Annotated in this window: 19 protein-coding genes; 10 read left to right on the top strand and 9 right to left on the bottom strand. The window is 63.0% G+C overall.

The genetic code is table 11. The features are described 5' to 3' along the window. From ACY693_RS04020 to mtgA, 3 genes are all read left to right on the top strand, one after another. On the top strand, positions 1 to 922 hold a 922-nt coding region (locus ACY693_RS04020; protein WP_462320544.1), incomplete at its 5' end, for a porin. Between the two features lie 98 nt (positions 923 to 1,020). Next, positions 1,021 to 1,620, top strand: coding sequence for a 2OG-Fe(II) oxygenase (locus ACY693_RS04025; RefSeq protein WP_462320545.1), 600 nt, complete (start codon positions 1,021 to 1,023; stop codon positions 1,618 to 1,620). A 7-nt stretch (positions 1,621 to 1,627) separates the two neighbouring features. Then, positions 1,628 to 2,329 (top strand): monofunctional biosynthetic peptidoglycan transglycosylase, encoded by a 702-nt coding sequence (gene mtgA, locus ACY693_RS04030; RefSeq protein ID WP_462320546.1) that lies wholly within the window; start codon positions 1,628 to 1,630, stop codon positions 2,327 to 2,329. A gap of 60 nt (positions 2,330 to 2,389) precedes the next feature. Here the strand turns inward: mtgA and ribF are convergent, their stop codons facing one another. Together ribF and murJ are read right to left on the bottom strand one after the other, a co-directional pair. After that, positions 2,390 to 3,346, bottom strand: a complete 957-nt coding sequence (gene ribF / locus ACY693_RS04035; protein ID WP_462320547.1) for a bifunctional riboflavin kinase/FAD synthetase — start codon at positions 3,344 to 3,346, stop codon at positions 2,390 to 2,392. 162 nt (positions 3,347 to 3,508) lie between these two features. Further along, on the bottom strand, positions 3,509 to 5,053 hold the full coding sequence (gene murJ / locus ACY693_RS04040) for a murein biosynthesis integral membrane protein MurJ (protein ID WP_462320548.1): 1,545 nt from the start codon (positions 5,051 to 5,053) through the stop codon (positions 3,509 to 3,511). 321 nt (positions 5,054 to 5,374) lie between these two features. Between murJ and rpsT the strand changes: the two genes are divergently transcribed. From rpsT to ACY693_RS04055, 3 genes are all read left to right on the top strand, one after another. Beyond that, positions 5,375 to 5,638 carry a 30S ribosomal protein S20 gene (rpsT, locus tag ACY693_RS04045; protein ID WP_462320549.1) on the top strand — a complete coding sequence of 88 codons (264 nt, stop codon included), beginning with the start codon at positions 5,375 to 5,377 and terminating at the stop codon, positions 5,636 to 5,638. Positions 5,639 to 5,733: 95 nt separating this feature from the next. Then, the gene (locus ACY693_RS04050; protein WP_462320562.1) at positions 5,734 to 5,958 is read left to right on the top strand and encodes a cupin domain-containing protein; all 225 of its coding nucleotides are present in this window, start codon (positions 5,734 to 5,736) and stop codon (positions 5,956 to 5,958) included. Position 5,959: 1 nt separating this feature from the next. Then, entirely contained in the window at positions 5,960 to 7,036 is a 1,077-nt protein-coding gene (locus ACY693_RS04055; protein WP_462320550.1) for a hypothetical protein, read from the top strand. Positions 7,037 to 7,220: 184 nt separating this feature from the next. Here ACY693_RS04055 and ACY693_RS04060 read toward each other — a convergent pair whose 3' ends face one another. After that, positions 7,221 to 8,696 (bottom strand): carotenoid oxygenase family protein, encoded by a 1,476-nt coding sequence (locus ACY693_RS04060; RefSeq protein ID WP_462320551.1) that lies wholly within the window; start codon positions 8,694 to 8,696, stop codon positions 7,221 to 7,223. Between ACY693_RS04060 and ACY693_RS04065 the strand changes: the two genes are divergently transcribed. Continuing rightward, entirely contained in the window at positions 8,695 to 9,093 is a 399-nt protein-coding gene (locus tag ACY693_RS04065; RefSeq protein WP_462320552.1) for a VanZ family protein, read from the top strand. The genes ACY693_RS04060 and ACY693_RS04065 overlap by 2 nt on opposite strands. Positions 9,094 to 9,185: 92 nt before the next feature. On the opposite strand, the gene parC is transcribed toward ACY693_RS04065, so the two are convergent. The 6 genes from parC to ribBA all read right to left on the bottom strand — a co-directional run bounded on the left by parC (position 9,186) and on the right by ribBA (position 15,394). Then, positions 9,186 to 11,435, bottom strand: a complete 2,250-nt coding sequence (parC, locus tag ACY693_RS04070) for a DNA topoisomerase IV subunit A (protein ID WP_462320553.1) — start codon at positions 11,433 to 11,435, stop codon at positions 9,186 to 9,188. Positions 11,436 to 11,628: 193 nt separating this feature from the next. Beyond that, positions 11,629 to 12,168 carry a phosphatidylglycerophosphatase A family protein gene (locus tag ACY693_RS04075; protein WP_462320554.1) on the bottom strand — a complete coding sequence of 180 codons (540 nt, stop codon included), beginning with the start codon at positions 12,166 to 12,168 and terminating at the stop codon, positions 11,629 to 11,631. 97 nt (positions 12,169 to 12,265) lie between these two features. Further along, positions 12,266 to 13,219 (bottom strand): thiamine-phosphate kinase, encoded by a 954-nt coding sequence (gene thiL, locus ACY693_RS04080; RefSeq protein ID WP_462320555.1) that lies wholly within the window; start codon positions 13,217 to 13,219, stop codon positions 12,266 to 12,268. Positions 13,220 to 13,251: 32 nt separating this feature from the next. Beyond that, entirely contained in the window at positions 13,252 to 13,788 is a 537-nt protein-coding gene (gene nusB, locus ACY693_RS04085; protein WP_462320556.1) for a transcription antitermination factor NusB, read from the bottom strand. 1 nt (position 13,789) lies between these two features. After that, on the bottom strand, positions 13,790 to 14,257 hold the full coding sequence (gene ribH / locus ACY693_RS04090; protein WP_462320557.1) for a 6,7-dimethyl-8-ribityllumazine synthase: 468 nt from the start codon (positions 14,255 to 14,257) through the stop codon (positions 13,790 to 13,792). A 21-nt stretch (positions 14,258 to 14,278) separates the two neighbouring features. Continuing rightward, the gene (ribBA, locus tag ACY693_RS04095) at positions 14,279 to 15,394 is read right to left on the bottom strand and encodes a bifunctional 3,4-dihydroxy-2-butanone-4-phosphate synthase/GTP cyclohydrolase II (protein WP_462320558.1); all 1,116 of its coding nucleotides are present in this window, start codon (positions 15,392 to 15,394) and stop codon (positions 14,279 to 14,281) included. Positions 15,395 to 15,544: 150 nt separating this feature from the next. Here ribBA and lipA point away from each other — a divergent pair, with 150 nt between their 5' ends. From lipA to ACY693_RS04110, 3 genes are all read left to right on the top strand, one after another. Continuing rightward, positions 15,545 to 16,525: a lipoyl synthase gene (gene lipA, locus ACY693_RS04100; RefSeq protein WP_462320559.1), complete on the top strand. Its 981-nt coding sequence runs from the start codon at positions 15,545 to 15,547 to the stop codon at positions 16,523 to 16,525. Positions 16,526 to 16,587: 62 nt separating this feature from the next. Beyond that, positions 16,588 to 16,968, top strand: coding sequence for a hypothetical protein (locus ACY693_RS04105; protein ID WP_462320560.1), 381 nt, complete (start codon positions 16,588 to 16,590; stop codon positions 16,966 to 16,968). 393 nt (positions 16,969 to 17,361) lie between these two features. After that, a partial coding sequence (locus ACY693_RS04110; RefSeq protein WP_462320561.1) for a riboflavin synthase occupies positions 17,362 to 17,822 on the top strand: 461 nt, incomplete at its 3' end.

A 17,822-nucleotide genomic window follows, 5' to 3' on the forward strand; every position in this document is an offset into this window, starting at 1 on the left:
TAGCTTCCTCGGACTGGCCGGCAACTGGGGTACCTTCCTGGTTGGTCGTCACGATACTCCGCTGAAGATCTCGACCGGCAAGCTGGATCAGTTCAGCGACACCATGGCTGACTACAACGGCACCGTCGGCTTTGACGATATCCGTGCCGACAACGTCATCGCCTACATCTCGCCGAGCTTCTCTGGCTTCTCCTTCATGGGTGCTGCGATCGCTGGTGGTGGCGCAACTGCCGGTGCTGGCGCCAACATCAACGAAGACTCGATCGCAGGTGCCTGGTCGCTGGCTGCAATCTACAACAACGGTCCTTTCTACGGGTCGGTCGCCTTCGAGTCGCTGGACAAGGACATGTTCATGAACTCGTCGACCAGCCTCGCTGGCAGCGCAGCTTGCATTAATCCGGACGGCACGCCGACTCTGAGCTGCGACTACATCGGTGATTCCTACGATAAGTGGCGCATCGGCCTTGGCCTCCTCGACTGGAACGGCTTCACCCTCACGGCCATCTACGAGCAGCAAGAGCACCTTCCCGATGGCCAGGTCCGCGAGGCTGTGACAACCATCAATGCGGATGGCACCGTGAGTGTTGGCAGCGCCAGCATGTTCGAGAGGCAGGATCTCTGGCAGGTCCAAGCCGCCTACGCCTTCGGCAACAACACCGTGAAGGCCATGTACGGCTCGGTTGACCGCAGCGACGTCGGTTTCCTCGGTAACACCCGTAACGAGACCATCTCCCTCCAGAACCTCAAGAACGATCTGGAAGGCGACCGTTACACCTGGGCGATCGGCTTCGACCACAACTTCAGCAAGCGGACCAAGGCCTATGTGCTCTACACCGCTGTTGACGATGATCTGAATGGCTCGCCAGAAGCCCCCGGTATCGAGTGGAGTGGCTTCTCCGCCGGTATGGTCCACAAGTTCTGATCTCGATCGGCTTGTGCTAAAAACGGGGCCTTCGGGCCCCGTTTTTTATTGGGTATCATGACCAGCTGGCCCAACCAGTCGTGATCCGATGTTGATCCATGGAATTCATCGCCCGTCACCCCGCGCTGATCCCCACCGAGACCTGCGAGGCCCTGGTCGCACTGTTCAAAGACGCGGACAAGCGCAAGGTCACTGCGCCCGGTCGCACGGGGGTGCACGTCGATAAGAAGCGCAAGGATTCAACCGACCTGCACTCGGCGAAGGTGCCGGAGAAACTGCGAGAGAAGTATGCGTCGCCGATCGAGGACTACTTCAAGTGCTTAGCAGATGCTCATCGTGCCTACACCGAGCGTTTTGCCGAGCTGCAATACCCTAAGACCTTCGAGCACGGCATTTACAGCTTCAACATCCAGCGCTACTACCCGGGCGGGCAGGCGTATCACGCCTGGCACTACGAGACCGCCCATCCCGAGGTCGCGCACCGAATTCTGGCTTGGATGACGTACCTCAATACCGTCGACTCTGGGGGAGAGACCGAGTTCTTGCATCAATCCCTCAAGGTCAAGCCCGAGCAAGGCCTCACGCTGATCTGGCCGGCAGGCTTCACCCACACCCATCGCGGCCTGCCGCATACCGAGGGGCTCAAGTACATCATCACCGGTTGGTTCGAGTACGCTCCCCGCGGTCGACGCGTCTGAGTGATCCGTGCGCCTGTTGCGCCGTCTTCTCAAGATCCTTGCGGCCTTAGCCGCCCTCCTGCTGCTCCTAGCGGCAACGACGATTGTCACGCTGCGTTGGGTTGATCCGCCGACCACGGCATTGATGATGCGCCATTGGCTCATTGCCGAGCAGCCCACAGCTGGCAAGCGGCGCCTTTACCACGAGTGGATTGCTGGTGACCTGATTCCGCCTGAAGTCAAGCTCGCGGTCATCGCTGCTGAAGACCAGCGTTTCCCAAGCCACGCCGGATTCGACCTGGTTGAACTGGGTAATGCGGTCGAGCATTGGCGTCAAGGCGGGGAGTTGCGTGGAGCCAGTACCCTGTCCCAGCAGACCGCGAAGAACCTCTTCCTCTGGCCCGGTAGCGATTGGCTGCGTAAGGCACTCGAAGCGCCGCTCACCTTGATGATCGAGCTGCTCTGGCCAAAAGAGCGCATCCTTGAGGTCTACCTGAACATCGCGCAATTCGGCCCTGATACGTACGGTGTTGGTGCAGCGAGCTGGCGCTTTTTCGATCGGCCGGTCTCCACGCTCGGGACCTCTGAGGCCGCTCTACTTGCCGCCGTGCTGCCGAATCCAAGAATCTATCGTCTCGACTCACCCTCGCTCAGGGTGCGTCGCAAGGCCGCCTGGATCCAACGCCAGATGCGTAACCTCGGCGGGCCGAGCTACCTCGAGCAGCTGTAGCGCGCTGATCCTGGCATGGAACTGGGGCTTCTTCGGACGGTAGCACCCAGTCTAAACGATCTAGGTCAGCGACTGATCTCGGCACTGGAGCCAATTGCGGGCTGCTGCGGCATCGCGGGCGATCTGTGCTTGTAGTGCCTCAAATGAGTCAAACCGTTGCTCGTCGCGCAATCGCAACAAGAACTCGACCTGCAGGTGGGCGCCGTAGAGATCACCAGCGAAGTCGAAGAGGTGCACCTCAAGCCGCTCATCGGTGCCTGCGACCGTCGGCCGGCGCCCGATATTCGCCACACCAGACCAAGACGTATCACTGACGCCATGCACCCGCACTGCATAGACACCGCGGAGCGGGCTGACTCTCCGGTGCAGATTGATATTGGCCGTCGGGAAACCGATGGTACGCCCGCGACGGTCGCCATGCCCGACTCGGCCACAGATCTGATAGCCGCGGCCCAACAGATGCCGGGCTTGCTCGAAATCGCCGGCGGCGAGCAGCTCACGAATACGGGTGCTGCTGATGCGTTGATCCTGGTGCTTGATGGTGCGCAGATTTGCGACCTGAAAGCTCTGCTCGGTCGGCAGCTCGGCGCCGATGCGCTCCAGCAGCGCATAGTCACCGGAGCGGTTATGGCCGAAACGGAAGTCATCGCCGACCAGTAAGAACCGCACCCCGAGCCCCTCGACTAGCACTCGCTGAATGAAGTCATGCGCCTGCATCTCGGCCAGTCGTGGACCGAATTCGAGCAGCAAGATGCGATCGATCTCGTCGTCAGCGATCGCAGCCACCTTCTCGCGGAAGCGCGTCAATCGAGCCGGAGCGACATCGGGCGCAAAATACTCCATTGGCTGCGGCTCGAAGGTGATCACGGTCGCTGGCAGCCCGAGCATCTCACCTTGTCTGAGTAACCGCTGAAACACCGCCCGATGGCCCAGATGGACGCCATCAAAATTGCCGATGGTCGCTACGCAGCCGCGATCCTGTTCGCGCAAATTATGCAAACCCCGAATCAGCCGCATGCCAATCAGTCCAGCGTTTTCATTAAGCAAGAAACTCGATTATAGGGGGCGTAGCGCTTCGCTGCGCAGCGAAGAGGCCTGATCGAGCCAACCCCGGAGTCGGCGCAGGAGGGATCATGTCGTCCACCCCAGGATATCGGTTGTTCGGGCCCGGCACTGGCCTCAGGCCACTGGATCCATCCGCAGCAGGTGCCGAGGCCGGATTCCGAAGGCCAGCGCCAGCAGCAGATAGCAGAGCCCCCCGATCAGGATCAGCCCGCTCAGGCGGATCAATCGCTCACTGAAGGCCCAGACCGTCCAAAAGGGTGTTGGCCCGCTCAGCAGCCAGAGCACTGCGCCCATCGTCAGGCTCGCCATCAAGCCCTTGGCAAGCAATTGCCACCAGCCCGGCAGGGGGCGATAGATACCCTGCCTCAATAGCCCGATAAACAACAGCAGCGCGTTCACGCTAGCAGCGATGATGGTGGCCAGCGCCAGTCCAGCATGGCCGAGCGGGAACATCAGGAGCAGGTTGAAGACGATGTTGGTCAACATCGCGACCACGGCGATCTTAACCGGCGTCTTCATGTCTTGACGGCTGTAGAAGCCCGGCGCCAACACCTTGATGCCCAGGAATGCCATGAGCCCGAGCGAATAGGCCATCAGGCTGCGCTCGGCCATTAGGACATCATAGGCGGTGAACTCGCCGGAATAGAACAGGGTTGCGATCATCGGCCCGGAGAGCACGAAGAGTCCAACTGCAGCCGGTAGACCAAGCAGCAGCACCCAGCGCAAGGCCCAGTCCAGCGTCTCCGAAAAGGCCTCAGGCGAGGCCGCCGCATGCTGGCGCGAGAGCTTGGGCAGGATCACGGTGCCGAGCGCGACACCCAGGATGCCGAGCGGGAACTCCATCAGCCGATCCGAGTAGTACAGCCAGGAGATGCTGCCGGTGGCCAGAAAGGAGGCGAGCAGGGTGTCGATCAGCAGGCTGATCTGGGTGACCGAGACGCCGAACAGCGCCGGGATCATCAGCCGCACGATGCGTCGCACGCCCTCGTCGCGCGGGCTGAATCTGGGTCTGGGTAAGAGCCTCAGCTGATGTAGGAAAGGCAGCTGGAACAGCAGCTGCACGACACCGGCGATCAGCACGCCCCAGGCTAGCGCCATGATCGGGCGCTCCATCTGCGGCGCCAGCCAGATCGCGCAGCTAATCAGTGACAGGTTGAGCAGCACCGGCGTGAAGGCCGGCACGCCGAAGCGATCGTAGGTATTGAGGATGCCGCCTGCCAGCGCGGTTAATGAGATGAACAGCAGGTACGGAAAGGTCAGCCGCAGCATGTCGCTGGCCAGCAGCTGCTTGTCCGGATCGCTGGCGAAGCCAGGCGCGAAGATCAGCACCAGGACCGGCGCGCTGAGCACTCCGAGCGCGGTGATCACGAACAGGATGGCGCCCAGGGTACCGGCGACATCGTCGATAAAGCGCTTCAGTGCCGGGAAGCCGCGCTGCGTCTTGTACTCGTTGAGCACTGGCACAAAGGCCATCGAAAAAGCCCCTTCCGCGAACAGCCGGCGCATAAAGTTCGGGATCTTGAAGGCAACGAAGAAGGCATCGGTGCCGGCATCGGCGCCAAACAGGCGCGCGACGATCAGGTCCCGGACGAAGCCGAGGACGCGCGAGAGCAGGGTATTGCTGCCGACCTTGGCGATCGACGCAGCTAGCGATGCCATGGGTGCTGCCTCTGAGGATGCGCAGGCGCGCGATAAGTTGGCCAAAGAGGCGCGATTATAGGGGATGCCGCGGGCGGTGCTGTCGGTGCTGCTGCGCAGACCCCGCGCGGGCCGCGATCACCACGCGCCAAGCCAATAATGCCGTCGCGGCCGGTGTCATGGTCCTGATCCCTCTGGCCTGTGATTGATCCTGGGTTGGCCTGGCTTGTCGCGCCAGTCGTCGCTTGGTATTGACAACGGCGCCAGTTGCGAGTAATCATAGCCGGCTAGGCGTGTGAACGCCACCGAACAATTTGATCCGCCAAGCTTAGGAGATCACCCTTGGCCAATACCGTACAAGCACGCAAGCGTGCCCGCCAGGCAGAAAAGCATCGCCAGCGCAATGCCGCTCAGCGCAGTACCTTGCGCACCGCGATGAAGAAGGTTCTCAAGGCTGCTGCCGCTGGCAACCATGCCACTGCGGCCGACGCCTATCAGAAGGCTGTTCCTGTGATCGACCGCGCTGCCGGCAAGGGCCTGATCCATGCCAATAAGGCAGCCCGTCACAAATCGCGGCTCAATGCCCGCGTCAAGGCGCTGACCTGATTCACCGCGGTAACCTGTTCGCTGACCGACCCTCGCCAGCGACAGGTGAGGTCTTCGATGAGCTACTACGTTGTCGAAACCTCCGGATCGAGCGCATCACAAGCAGCGATGCGCCAGATACCGTTCTCTACGACCAAGCACAGGACGAATGGGTCCTGCTGCTAAGCGGTGAAGCTCGGCTCGAGATTGCCGGTGAGGCGATCTCGCTGAGCAGCGGCGACTACCTCTTTATTCCCGCGTATACGCCGCATCGCCTGTTGCAGACCTCAGCCGAGCCGGGCTGCACCTGGCTGGCGATTCACCTCGACCGCGAGGCCTGACGTGCCCCATCTGTTCGTCGCTGTGACCGCGCATGGCTACGGCCATCTGGCGCAGGTTGCGCCGGTCGTCAGTGAGCTGAAGCGCCGACTCCCCGACCTTGAGGTCAGCCTGCAGGGCAATATTGCCCCGGCCTTCGCCAAGGCCCGGCTGCCGGAAGGCTACCGCCATATTCAATCCGCGGCCGACGTGCCGCTACCGATGGACGGTCCACTGACGACGCGCTGGGCCGATGGGCTTGCCGACTATCTGGCCTTCGATCTGGACTATGCTGCGCAACAGACGCAGCAGCGTCAGCTGTTCGAGCAATTACGGCCTGATCTCGTGCTGGCCGATATCCCCTGGCTGCCCCTGGATGTGGCGCGCTCGATGGGCATTCCTTGCGCTGGACTCTGCTCACTGAGCTGGTACGACATCCTCGTTGAGAGTCCCGTGGGTCACCAGCTACCTGCGGCTTTGGCGCAGCGGATGCAGCGTGCCTATACCGGTGCTGAGCTGTTCTTGCGACCCGCGCCATCGATGCCGATGCGCTGGCTACCGAACGGGCGCGACATCGGACCGATCGCGCAGCCGCGCCGGCGCGATCCGCAGCGCTTGCGTGAGCGCGTCGCGCGTCCTGCCTCTGAGCGACTGGTCTTGATGCAGTTCGGTGGAACCGGTCGCCTATCGCTGGGTGGTGCTCCACGGCTGATGGACGGCGTGCACCTGCTGAGTCCGGATGCCGACGCTGATCGTGGGCGCGATGACCTGGCTCTGATTGCTGCTGAAGGCAACAGCGTGCTGGAGGCGCTGGCGAGCTGTGATGCACTGATCACCAAGCCTGGCTACGGCACCTTCGCTGAGGCGGCCTGCTGCGGTATCCCGGTGTTGTCAGTTGAGCGCAAGGACTGGCCAGAGAGCCGCTACCTGGTCGACTGGCTAGCCGATCAGGTCCCCATGCGCGAAATTAGTGCAAGCGACCTCGCTGCCGGCGAGATCCGCGAGTCCTTGGCTGCGGTGCTTGCCGAAGGCATTGTTGATCCTGTCGCCCCGACTGGGGTTGCTGAAGCCGCCGACCTCCTCATCGACGTTCTCCGCTAGAGGGTCCAGGTTCCACCGGTCGGTGGCTGGATTGAGCTCAGCCGACGCCCAGCTGACGAACAGCTGACGCCCAGGCGTAAGGGATCGCTCTTGTGCTCGCAGCGAGCTCGCCAAGGCGCTTGGCGTGTCCAAGCTAACCGCTAAGAGATGGGCCTTGTGCTCGCAGTCCTTCGACGCTGCAGATTCAAGCTGGCCCCGATATCTCCCCATCGGCCCCGGTCGCGACCCAACAGCCGTGAAAGCCAGGCGGAACCGCGTGAGGCAGCTCGATCGTCGCTTGGATGGCCAGATCCGCCGCGCGCAGCACCAGCAGGTCAGAGCGCTGCTCGGTGCCGCGATAGACCAGGCTCAGCAGCCAGTCCTCCTGGTCCGGTCGCGTGGCGGTTGGAATGGGCTCGCCGGGTAGATCGGTGCCAAGATCTTGCTGGATCAGCTCTCCAGACCGCGTATCGAAACGCTGCACCGCGCTGAAGAACGGGAGTCGGCGGCCCGCTGGCGTGCCAATACCATAGATCTGCTGCCGTTCGGCGCCGAGTCGGCCCGGGCTGACGGTTGGCAGCTCGAATCCAACCTCTTCGCTGCAGGGACGGAGCGAGCAACGATTGGCTGCGGGATCGATCTGAAGCCGTTCCAGTTGCGGCAGCCCATCGGTCTGCTCGACCTCACGAAAAAAGCCCTCGACATCACTCAGGGCCGGAAAGCTTGGATAACGGATCACGCGCAGATCGAGGCCGCCGTCGTCGCGATCGCTGGCTGTAGCGATGTGGAAGACGAAGCCTGGCACCGCATCGATCAGCTGCGTTGGTCCGCCCTCTCGCGGTATGAGCAAGGCCTGCATCGGCCGCTCTGTATTGAGCTTCAGCGACGACGCCGGACTCTTGAGCCCAAGCAGTGCGCGCGGGATATCGAAATCGGCAAACGGCAGCAGCACGCAGATCCAACGCGCAGTGATGGCGATGTCGTGCACGAAGCTGAAGCGATCAAGCTGATGGACCTCGGGGGTCGCCATCACCCCTTGGGCATCGACCCGATACAGCAGCAGCCGACTCGGATGCCCAAGCACCAGCCCAAAGTTGATCAACTCGCCGGACTCGGCATCGAGCTGCGGATGGGCTGAAAAAGGCAGCAGTGGCGTGCTCCAGCGCGAGAGCGGATCGAACCGATTACGCAGCTGGCCGCCGAAGTCCTCTTCGCCCACGGTCCTCAGCGTTACTGGGTCTAGCCGATGCGGCGCGCCGCCCTCCCAGAGCGCGAGCAGACGCTTCCCATGCCAGATGACGTTGGTATTGGCGGCATTCTTGAAGCGCAGTCGCAGCGCGTTCGACCAAAGCCCGCCTGGCTTTTGCGTTCCAAAGCCACGCCAGAGCATGCGCCCAGCGGCCTCCTCTGCGCAAAACGCCTGAGTGCGAACGAAGCGATTGGTATAGCGCACCCGTCCTTGCTTGAATTCAAGGCGACAGACATGGCCATCGCCATCAAACGCATGGCCATAGGGCACACCGCCGCGCTCGAAGCGTCCCGGCCCGTTGCGATAGAGTACGCCGTTCAAAGCGGACGGGAGCCTGCCCGAGACGCTCAGCTCAACATCGGTATACTCGTGCTCCACTGGCGTTATTGCCTCTGCCAGTATCTTCAGCATCTCAGCGCGATGGATGGTCATGCGGGATCTCGAGTTCTTGAAAACAGGGCGAGCACAGCGGGCTATCCAGCGGCTGTCACAGGTTGCACTCTGGGGCTGCGTGTTGGTCGTCGCCTATCTGGCCTTTCTGCCTAGCGCCGAACCGATCGGCGCCTCCTGGGATAAGGCCAATCACCTGTTGGCCTTCGCGGTGATGGCTTGGCTGGCTGATCTCGGCTGGCCCGCGAAGCAGCAAGCCCCGTTGCGTTGGGGCCTGCTGCTCGGCTACGGCTTGCTGATGGAGGCCGTGCAGCACTTCCTTCCACTGCGGCATTTTTCGCTGCTTGATTGGGTCGCCGACGGCTTGGGTATCCTGATCTACCTTGGCCTAAAAGCCAGCTGGCAACACTATCAGGGCTCGAGCACACTGATACACTGAGCGGCTCAGGGTATGCGGTCACCCCGGCGGCTGATCGCGATCGCGCCCCCAGAGGCTCCTTTCGCGCAGGCAGCTTGTAACAGGACAAGCGCTTATCCAGCCTCCATCGTCTCAACCCGCTGGAATCCCCGCGGCAACAAGGCGCCACGCCGACCGCGCTCGGCCTGATAACGCGCAAGGTCCGCCGGTTTCAGTGTGAGCTGGCGCTTGCCACAGTGGATGCTCAGGCTCGCTCCGGTTGGCAAGGTGCAGACTGCGGCGACCACTTCCTCTCGTGACTTGACCCGGGCACTGGGGATGCCGATCAGCTTGTTGCCCTTGCCGCGCGTGAGCTCAGGCAGCTCCGCCGCCGGGAAGACCAAGAGATGACCGGCGGTGGTGGCGACCGCGACCAGCACATCCTGTCCGCTGGAGACCGGCACGGGTGCCAGGACCTGAGCGTCCTCGGGCAGGGTCAGTACCGCCTTGCCGCTGCGTGGCTTGGCGATCAGGGCCTCCAATGCGCAGATGAACCCATAGCCTGCATCCGATGCCAGCACCAGGCGTTGCGTTGGGTCGCCACCGAGCACCTGGATGAAGCTCGCGCCCTTGGGTGGGTCAAGGCGACCGGTTAGCGGCTCACCCTGGCCCCGCGCCGATGGCAGCGAGTGCGCCGGCAGGGAATAGCTGCGCCCCGTGCTGTCCAGGAAGACCGCGGGCTGATTGCTGCGCAGCCGAGCGGCAGACAAGAACCGATCCCCAGCCTTATACGACAGGCTGGTCCCGTCGATCTCGTGTCCCTTCGCTTGGCGCACCCACCCCTTCTCCGAGAGCACGACCGTGACCGGCTCGCTTGGGGCCAGCTCGGTGTCGTTCAGTGCTGCCGCCAGGGGCCGCTCGGTCAGCGGAGAGCGGCGCTCATCACCGTGCTGCTTGGCGTCCTGGCCGATCTCGTCGATGATCAGGTCACGCAGTTTGGTCTCGTTGCCCAGGATCGCTTGAATCTCATCGCGCTCTTTGCTCAATGCGTCCTGCTCGGCGCGGATCTTCATCTCCTCGAGCCGCGCCAACTGCCGCAGCCTGGTATTGAGCACGTACTCGGCTTGGACCTCTGAGAGACCAAAGCGCGCCATCAGCACCGGCTTTGGCTCGTCCTCGGTGCGGATGATGCGGATCACCTCGTCGATGTTCAGAAACGCGATCAGCAAACCGTCCAACAGATGCAGCCGCTCGAGCACCTTGTTGAGCCGATGCTGGAGTCGGCGCCGGACGGTGCTGCGCCGATAGGTCAGCCACTCGGACAGGATCTCGCGCAGGCTCATGACCTTGGGGCGGCCATTGAGCGCGATCAGGTTCATATTGACCCGATAGCCGCGCTCGAGATCGGTGGTCGCGAACAGATGTGACATCAGCCGTGCGACATCGATGCGGCTTGAGCGCGGCACCAGCACCAATCGGGTTGGGCACTCATGATCGGATTCGTCACGCAGGTCCTCGAGCATCGGTAGCTTCTTTGCCTGCATCTGGGCCGCGATCTGCTCCATGATGCGGCTACCGGAGACCTGATAGGGCAGAGCGGTGATGACGATGTCGCCCTGCTCCAGCTCATAGCAGGCGCGTTGCTTCACGGAGCCCTGGCCGGTCTCATACATCCGCCGCAGCTCAGCCGCGGGCGTGATGATCTCGGCAGCGGTCGGGAAGTCCGGCCCGGGGATGTGCCGCATCAGGGCATCGAGCTCCGCATTCGGATGCTTGAGCAGGTGGATGCAGGCCTTGGAGACCTCGCGCAGGTTGTGCGACGGGATATCGGTGGCCATGCCGACGGCGATACCACTGGCGCCATTGAGCAGCAGGTTGGGCAGCCGGGCCGGCAGCGTCTTCGGCTCGTCCAGGGTGCCATCGAAGTTCGGCTGCCAGTCGACCGTGCCCTGTGCGACCTCTGCCAACAACACATCGGCGTAGGGCGTCAGGCGCGATTCGGTGTAGCGCATCGCCGCGAACGACTTGGGATCATCGGGCGAGCCCCAGTTGCCCTGGCCATCGATCAGCGGATAACGATAGCTGAACGACTGTGCCATCAAGACCATCGCCTCGTAACAGGCGCTGTCGCCATGCGGATGGAACTTACCGAGCACGTCGCCGACGGTGCGGGCTGATTTCTTGAACTTGGCTGTCGCCGTGAGCCCAAGATCCGACATCGCATAGAGGATGCGCCGCTGCACCGGCTTGAGCCCATCGCCGATGTGCGGCAAGGCCCGATCCAGGATCACATACATCGAGTAATCCAGGTAGGCCTTCTCGCTGAACAGATGCAGCGGTAGGCGCTCGAGGCCTTCGGGACTGTAGATGGGGTTGTCGCTCATGCAGTGGCGGTCGGCAAGTCGAGATGACAGCAATCAATCATGCAGCGGCCTAGCCCGGCCCTCGCTCGACAGGCTCTCGCTCGGCAGCAACGCAGTAAAACCAGAAGCGCCGCCGTTGACGAAGCAATGGCGGCGCCTCGGGGAAGACCCAGGACGCTAGGCCCAGGGTCCTGGGGCCCGGGGGCAATAGGGATCAGTGCGCGATGGTCGCGACACCATGGCCAAGCGAGGCACTGACAATCATGGCCATGAAGCTCAGCACGACCCAGGTCAAGGCGCCTGCAATCAGGTCATCGGCGATGATGCCGACTCCGCCGCGGAAGCGGTCCTGCGCCCAGCTCACCGGCCAGGGCTTATAGATATCGAACAGACGAAACAGCAGGAAGCCCATCAGAATCCAGGCCAGGCTCACCACCGGTGCTGCGGCCATCGCAACCAGGAAGCCGACGACCTCGTCCCAGACAATGGCTGCCGGGTCATCCTCACCGATCTCAGCGGCGACCTTGCCGCAGGCCCAGACGCCGACCGCGATCAGTGCCGCAAGGGCGAGCAGATAGACCAGGCCCGGGAGGTTGGCGAGGACCAGGTAGATCGGGATCGCGACCAGGGTGCCCATGGTGCCCGGAGCCATGGGCGAGAGGCCCGCACCAAAGCCATAGGCGATCAGATGGTCGGGGCGGCTCGGCTGGAATAAGGGCGTGAGCTCAGCATCGGACGTTGGGGATGTGCTCATTGGATTGTCTCCTCAAGAAGGTTGAATGCAAAAAATTAAGAAACTGTGCGAAAGCTGATCGGCTGTCTCTTCCAGATTATCCGGTCCGTACCGCCGATCAGGGTGCAAAATGGTCGTAGCCAAGGCGGTGACTGTGCCAGGGATGGCCATCGGCGGTCATCCAGCGCAGTCCCGGGCGTGATTCGATCTCGCCGATCTGTGTTAGAGGACAGCCAGCGGCAGCCGCGAGCACCTTCAGCTCACCGATGTGCGTTGCCGGCATGGTGAAGCAGAGCTCATAGTCGTCACCAGCGGTCAGTGGCAGCGCCCAGTCCTGTTGTGCGGCCACCTCGCCAGCGACCTGATCAGCAAGCGGCAGCCGGTCGAGCTCGATACGGGCACCGCAGCCCGATGCGGCGAGGATGTGGCCCAGGTCCGAGGCCAGTCCGTCGGAGAGGTCGATGGCCGCGGTTGCGACCCCACGCAAGACCTCGCCGAGTGCCACCCGTGGCGTTGGGCGCTCGAGGCGTTGGCGCAGATAGTCACCGAGTGGCTCGCCGCGCTGCAGATGGCGCAGCGCGAGTCCGGCGTCGCCCAAGGCACCGCTAACGCAGACCAGGTCCCCGGGCTGTGCGCCGGTGCGGTGCAGCGCATGGCCCTTGGGCACGAGCCCGTGCACCTGGACGGAAATCGTGAGTGGTCCGCGGGTCAGGTCACCGCCGATGAGACGGACCTCTTCGTGACAGGCCAGCTCAGCAAAGCCGCGCGCGAAGGCGGCGAGCCAAGACTCGTCCGGCTCGGGCAAGGTCAGCGCCAAGGTCGCCCAGGCCGGCTCGGCGCCAACCGCCGCGAGGTCGCTCAGACCGACCGCGAGCGCCTTGTAACCCAGACCTTCGGGGTCGGTCTCGGCCAAGAAATGAACGCCGGCGACCAGGGTGTCGATGCTCAGGGCCAGCTCGCGATCGGACGGTACCTGCAGCAGGGCACAGTCGTCGCCGACATCGAGCAACACATCGTCGCGCGCCGCCCCGAGGCCAGTCAGATGACGCTGGATGAGATCGAATTCAGACATCGCGATGGTGCTCGTGAGATGCGCTCTGTACCCTAGGCTTGTGTCTTGCGCGACAGCTCGTCCGTCCTCGCTGTGCGTGCGACCCGATCCAACACTGCGTTGACGTAGCGGTGACCTTGTTCGGCGCCGAAGGCCTTGGCCAGCTCGACCGACTCGTTGATGACCACCCGCACGGGCAATTCGAGACTGAACAGCAGCTCATAGGTGCCGATGCGCAGGATGCTGCGCTCGACCGGGTCCAGACTCTGTAACGAGCGATCCAGATTGCCGCGTAGCGCATCATCGATCTCGTCGGCCTTCTCCGGCACCCCGCGCAGCAGGTTGCTGAACAGCTGATGGTCGTAGGGGCGGGCCTTTGCCGGCGTCATGGCGGGCTTTTCGGGCTGCCCGTTGGCCGCCTCCGTTCGTCCCTCCTGGCGCTCTTCGGCCATGCCCTCGGCGATCGCCTCCATCCAAGCGGGATCATCGAAGAAGTGGCCCGCGATCTCCACCGGCGATTGACCGCTGACCTGCCATTGATACAAGGCGAGCACAGCATAGCGTCGGGCCTCGCTACGGCGTCCGGCCATGTCAGGCGAGCCCGCGGAGCAGGTCGACCATCTCAATGGCAGAGAGCGCGGCCTCGGCGCCCTTGTTACCGGCCTTGGTGCCGGCGCGCTCGATGGCCTGCTCGATGGTATCGACCGTCAGCACGCCGAAGGTGACCGGCAATCCGTGCTTCAGGCTGACCTGAGCCATGCCTTTGACGCACTCATTGGCGACGAACTCGAAGTGCGGTGTGCCACCGCGAATCACAGCCCCGAGGGCGATGATTGCGTCGTAATCACCCTTGGCCGCGATGCGCTCGATGACCACTGGCATCTCGAAGGCGCCTGGCACGCGCACGATGCTGAGATCGGAGTCCTCGGCGCCGTGGCGCTTGAGGGCATCGATCGCCCCCTTTTCCAGGCTTTCGACGATGAAGCTGTTCCAGCGCGAGACCACCAAGCAGTATCGCGCGTTGCCGGCGCGCAGCGCGCCTTCGTAGGTCTTGATCATCTTGAGGTTCTCGAAAAAACGCTAGCCACCGAGGTACTCGACGACCTCGAGGTCGAATCCGGAGATGCCGTGCATGGCCTTTGGGGCACTCATGACGCGCATCTTATGTACGCCAACATCGGCGAGGATCTGGGCGCCGATCCCATAGGTCCGAAGCTCGTTGCGTGTGCTTGTGAGAGGGGCCGGGGCAACCCCGGGGTCGTCTGGCTCGGCGATGACCGCCAGCTTGGCCAGCACATCCTCACCCTGATCGCGATTGCGCAGCACCACGATGACGCCCTCGCCGGCCTCGGCGATCTTGCGCATCACGTCATTGAGCGGCCAGCCACAGGCCGGGTGCTGGACGCCGAAGAGGTCACAGAGCGTATTCTGCAAGTGCACCCGCACCAGTGTCGGTCGACCAGCATCGATCTCGCCCATCACCAGCGCAAGATGGATGTCGTTGTCGATGGTATCCCGATAGGCAGTGACCTCGAAGGTGCCGACTGGCGTCGGCAAGCGTCCCCGCGCCTCGCGGATGACGGCCTTCTCGTTGGCGACGCGATAGTGAATCAGGTCGGCGATGGTGCCGATCTTCAGCCCATGTCTGTCGGCGAATGCCTCCAGGTCGGGCCGCCGTGCCATGGTGCCGTCCTCGTTCAGGATCTCGACGATGACCGCGGCCGGCTCAAAGCCAGCGAGGCGGGCGAGATCGCAGCCGGCCTCGGTATGCCCGGCACGCACCAGCACCCCCCCAGGCTGTGCCATGAGCGGGAACACATGGCCGGGCTGAACCAGGTCGGTCGGCTTGGCGTCGGCGGCAACCGCTGCCGCAACGGTGCGGGCGCGATCGGCCGCCGAGATCCCGGTCGTCACCCCACGCGCGGCCTCCACCGATACCGTGAACGCAGTCGAATGCGGGGCATTGTTGGCGTTGACCATCAAGGGTAGCCGCAGCCGCTCGCAGCGCTCTTTGGTCAGTGTCAGGCAGATCAGTCCACGACCATACTTGGCCATGAAGTTGATCGCCTCCGGCGTCACGCTATCGGCAGCGAGCAGCAGATCGCCCTCGTTCTCGCGATCCTCATCGTCCATGATCACCACCATGCGCCCGGCACGGATCTCCTCGATGATCTCTTCGGTGGTGTTGAGCGGCATGGCAAGAGGACTTCTGGGCGGGCAGGGCGAAAGAAAGCCGACTAGCATAACGCAGCGCAGGTCAAGCGTCACTCGGTGCGGCCGGTTTGCGCTGCGCTACGGATGTTAAACTGGCGATTAACGACGACGCTTCAACAGAGTCCCCCGAATATGCCTCATCAGAGTCCTCTCACCGCCCCCTCTCGCCTGAGCCCGCAGACCCATCAACGCGGCTTGGATAAGGTCGCTCGCATCCCGGTCAAGGTCGAGCGGCTCGATGAGGTGCCGCGCAAGCCGGCCTGGATTCGCGCCAAGGCGCCAACCGGCCCGGGTGTCGCGCGGATCAAGCGCCTGCTGCGCGAGAACCGACTCGCGACCGTCTGTGAAGAGGCGCAGTGTCCGAACCTGGGCGAGTGCTTCAATCATGGCACCGCAACCTTCATGATCCTCGGTGACGTCTGCACCCGTCGCTGTCCATTCTGCGATGTGGCGCACGGCCGTCCGCAGCCAATCGACGAGACTGAGCCTGAGCTGCTGGCCGAGTCGATCGAGCGCATGGGGCTTGGCTATGTCGTGATCACCTCCGTGGATCGCGACGACCTCCGCGATGGGGGAGCCGGTCATTTCGCGGCCTGTCTGCGTGCGGTCCGAGCACGCTGTCCGGAGACCAAGCTCGAGGTCTTGGTGCCGGACTTCCGTGGTCGTGAGGAGCAGGCCTTGGCCGCGTTCAACGGTGACGCGACGCCGGATGTGTTCAATCACAACCTCGAGACCGTGCCAGCGCTCTATCGCGAAGCGCGCCCGGGCGCAGATTATGCAGGCTCGCTTTCGCTGCTAGAGCGCTTCAAGGCACTGCATCCGCAGGTGCCGACCAAGTCTGGGCTGATGCTCGGTCTTGGCGAGACCTCGGAGCAGGTGTTGGCGGTGATGAGCGATCTGCGTGCGCATGGCTGCGACATGCTGACGCTGGGGCAGTATTTGCAGCCGAGCAGGGATCATCTGCCGGTGCGTCGCTACTGGGAGCCGGCCGAATTCGACATGCTGCGAGAAGCCGGCGAGCGCATGGGCTTCACCAACGTTGCCAGTGGCCCGATGGTGCGCTCGTCGTATCACGCCGATCAGCAGGCGATGGGGGCAGCCCGCCACGACTGATCCCGCCACGAGTGGTCAGGTTATCGATGGATCTGGTGAGTATCGGGGATTGGAGGTAGCGATTGCCGATCTTGATGCTGTTCGAGCTCGCGCTTGCCTTCTTGTTGTTCATGGCGATGATCCGCGTGATCCATGGTCTGAATCGCTATGCTGCCGAGCGCTACGGCTATGAGCCCTTCGCGTCCCCGAATGCCGCGTTGATGTGCATACCCAGCGTGCTGCTGCTGACGAGCTTATCGACGTTGCCCTCGCTGGCGACGCTTGGCCCGGCTGAGCCGCTGCTGGTGCTGAAGCTCGTCGTCTGGCTCTTATCCTTGGGAGCGATGTTCCTCTTGATCCGCTGGCGGACAACGCTCTGGATCGCGGGCATCGCGGCACCGATCCTCGCCATCGCGGCACCCGTGGTCTTGTTGACCGTCCTGTTTCAGCGCCTGTCGCGCTGATTGGCCCGGAATTCGAGGCGATGTCCAAGCCTACGCGAGAAGTTGTTCACAGGTTTCGATGCGCGCCCGTAGGCAACGATCAGCATGATCCTCGCGTCTTGCCATGCTCGCTCATGATGGACCAAGTCCATGGTTATGCGAGAAAAAATGACATAGCGCAATCTTTGCCCGATGTAACGCAGGCTTCAGTAAGTCAAAGACTTAGCACGAGCATCGCCAATATATCCACGGACTTATCCACAGCTGTTGTGGATGACGTCTGAAACACCAAGCAGGAAAAGTACTTGCGGCCGGTTCTGGCATCCACCGCGAGCTTTGCGATGCAAGTTGCGATTCCGTCTTCGCGCGCGCATCGCCCGCTTGCGACCCTAATACGCTCGGATGGAGGCAGTTATGTTCACCGGTATCATTGAGGCGGTTGGTCGCGTCGAGGCGCTCGAGGATCGCGGAGGTGACCAGCGCATCCGGATCGACGCGGGTGTGCTCGACCTGAGTCAGGTCTCGATTGGCGATAGCATCTCCGTCAATGGTGTCTGCCTGACTGCAGTCGAGCTGACGGCGCGTGGATTCGCTGCCGATATCTCACGCGAGAGCCTGTCGCTCACGACCCTGGGCAAGCTCAAGACCGGCGCCCGCGTCAATCTGGAGCAAGCGCTGCGTCTATCGACCCCGCTCGGCGGGCATCTGGTCAGCGGCCACGTCGATGGCATCGGCACCTTGCTCGAGGTCGGCGAGGATGGCCGCTCTTGGCGCCTGCAGATCCATGCCCCTGGCGAGCTCGCCCGCTATATCGCGACCAAGGGCTCGATCTGCGTCGATGGCACCAGCCTGACGGTGAACAAGGTCAAGGGTGC

The sequence above is a fragment of the Halochromatium sp. genome (genome assembly GCF_054919635.1).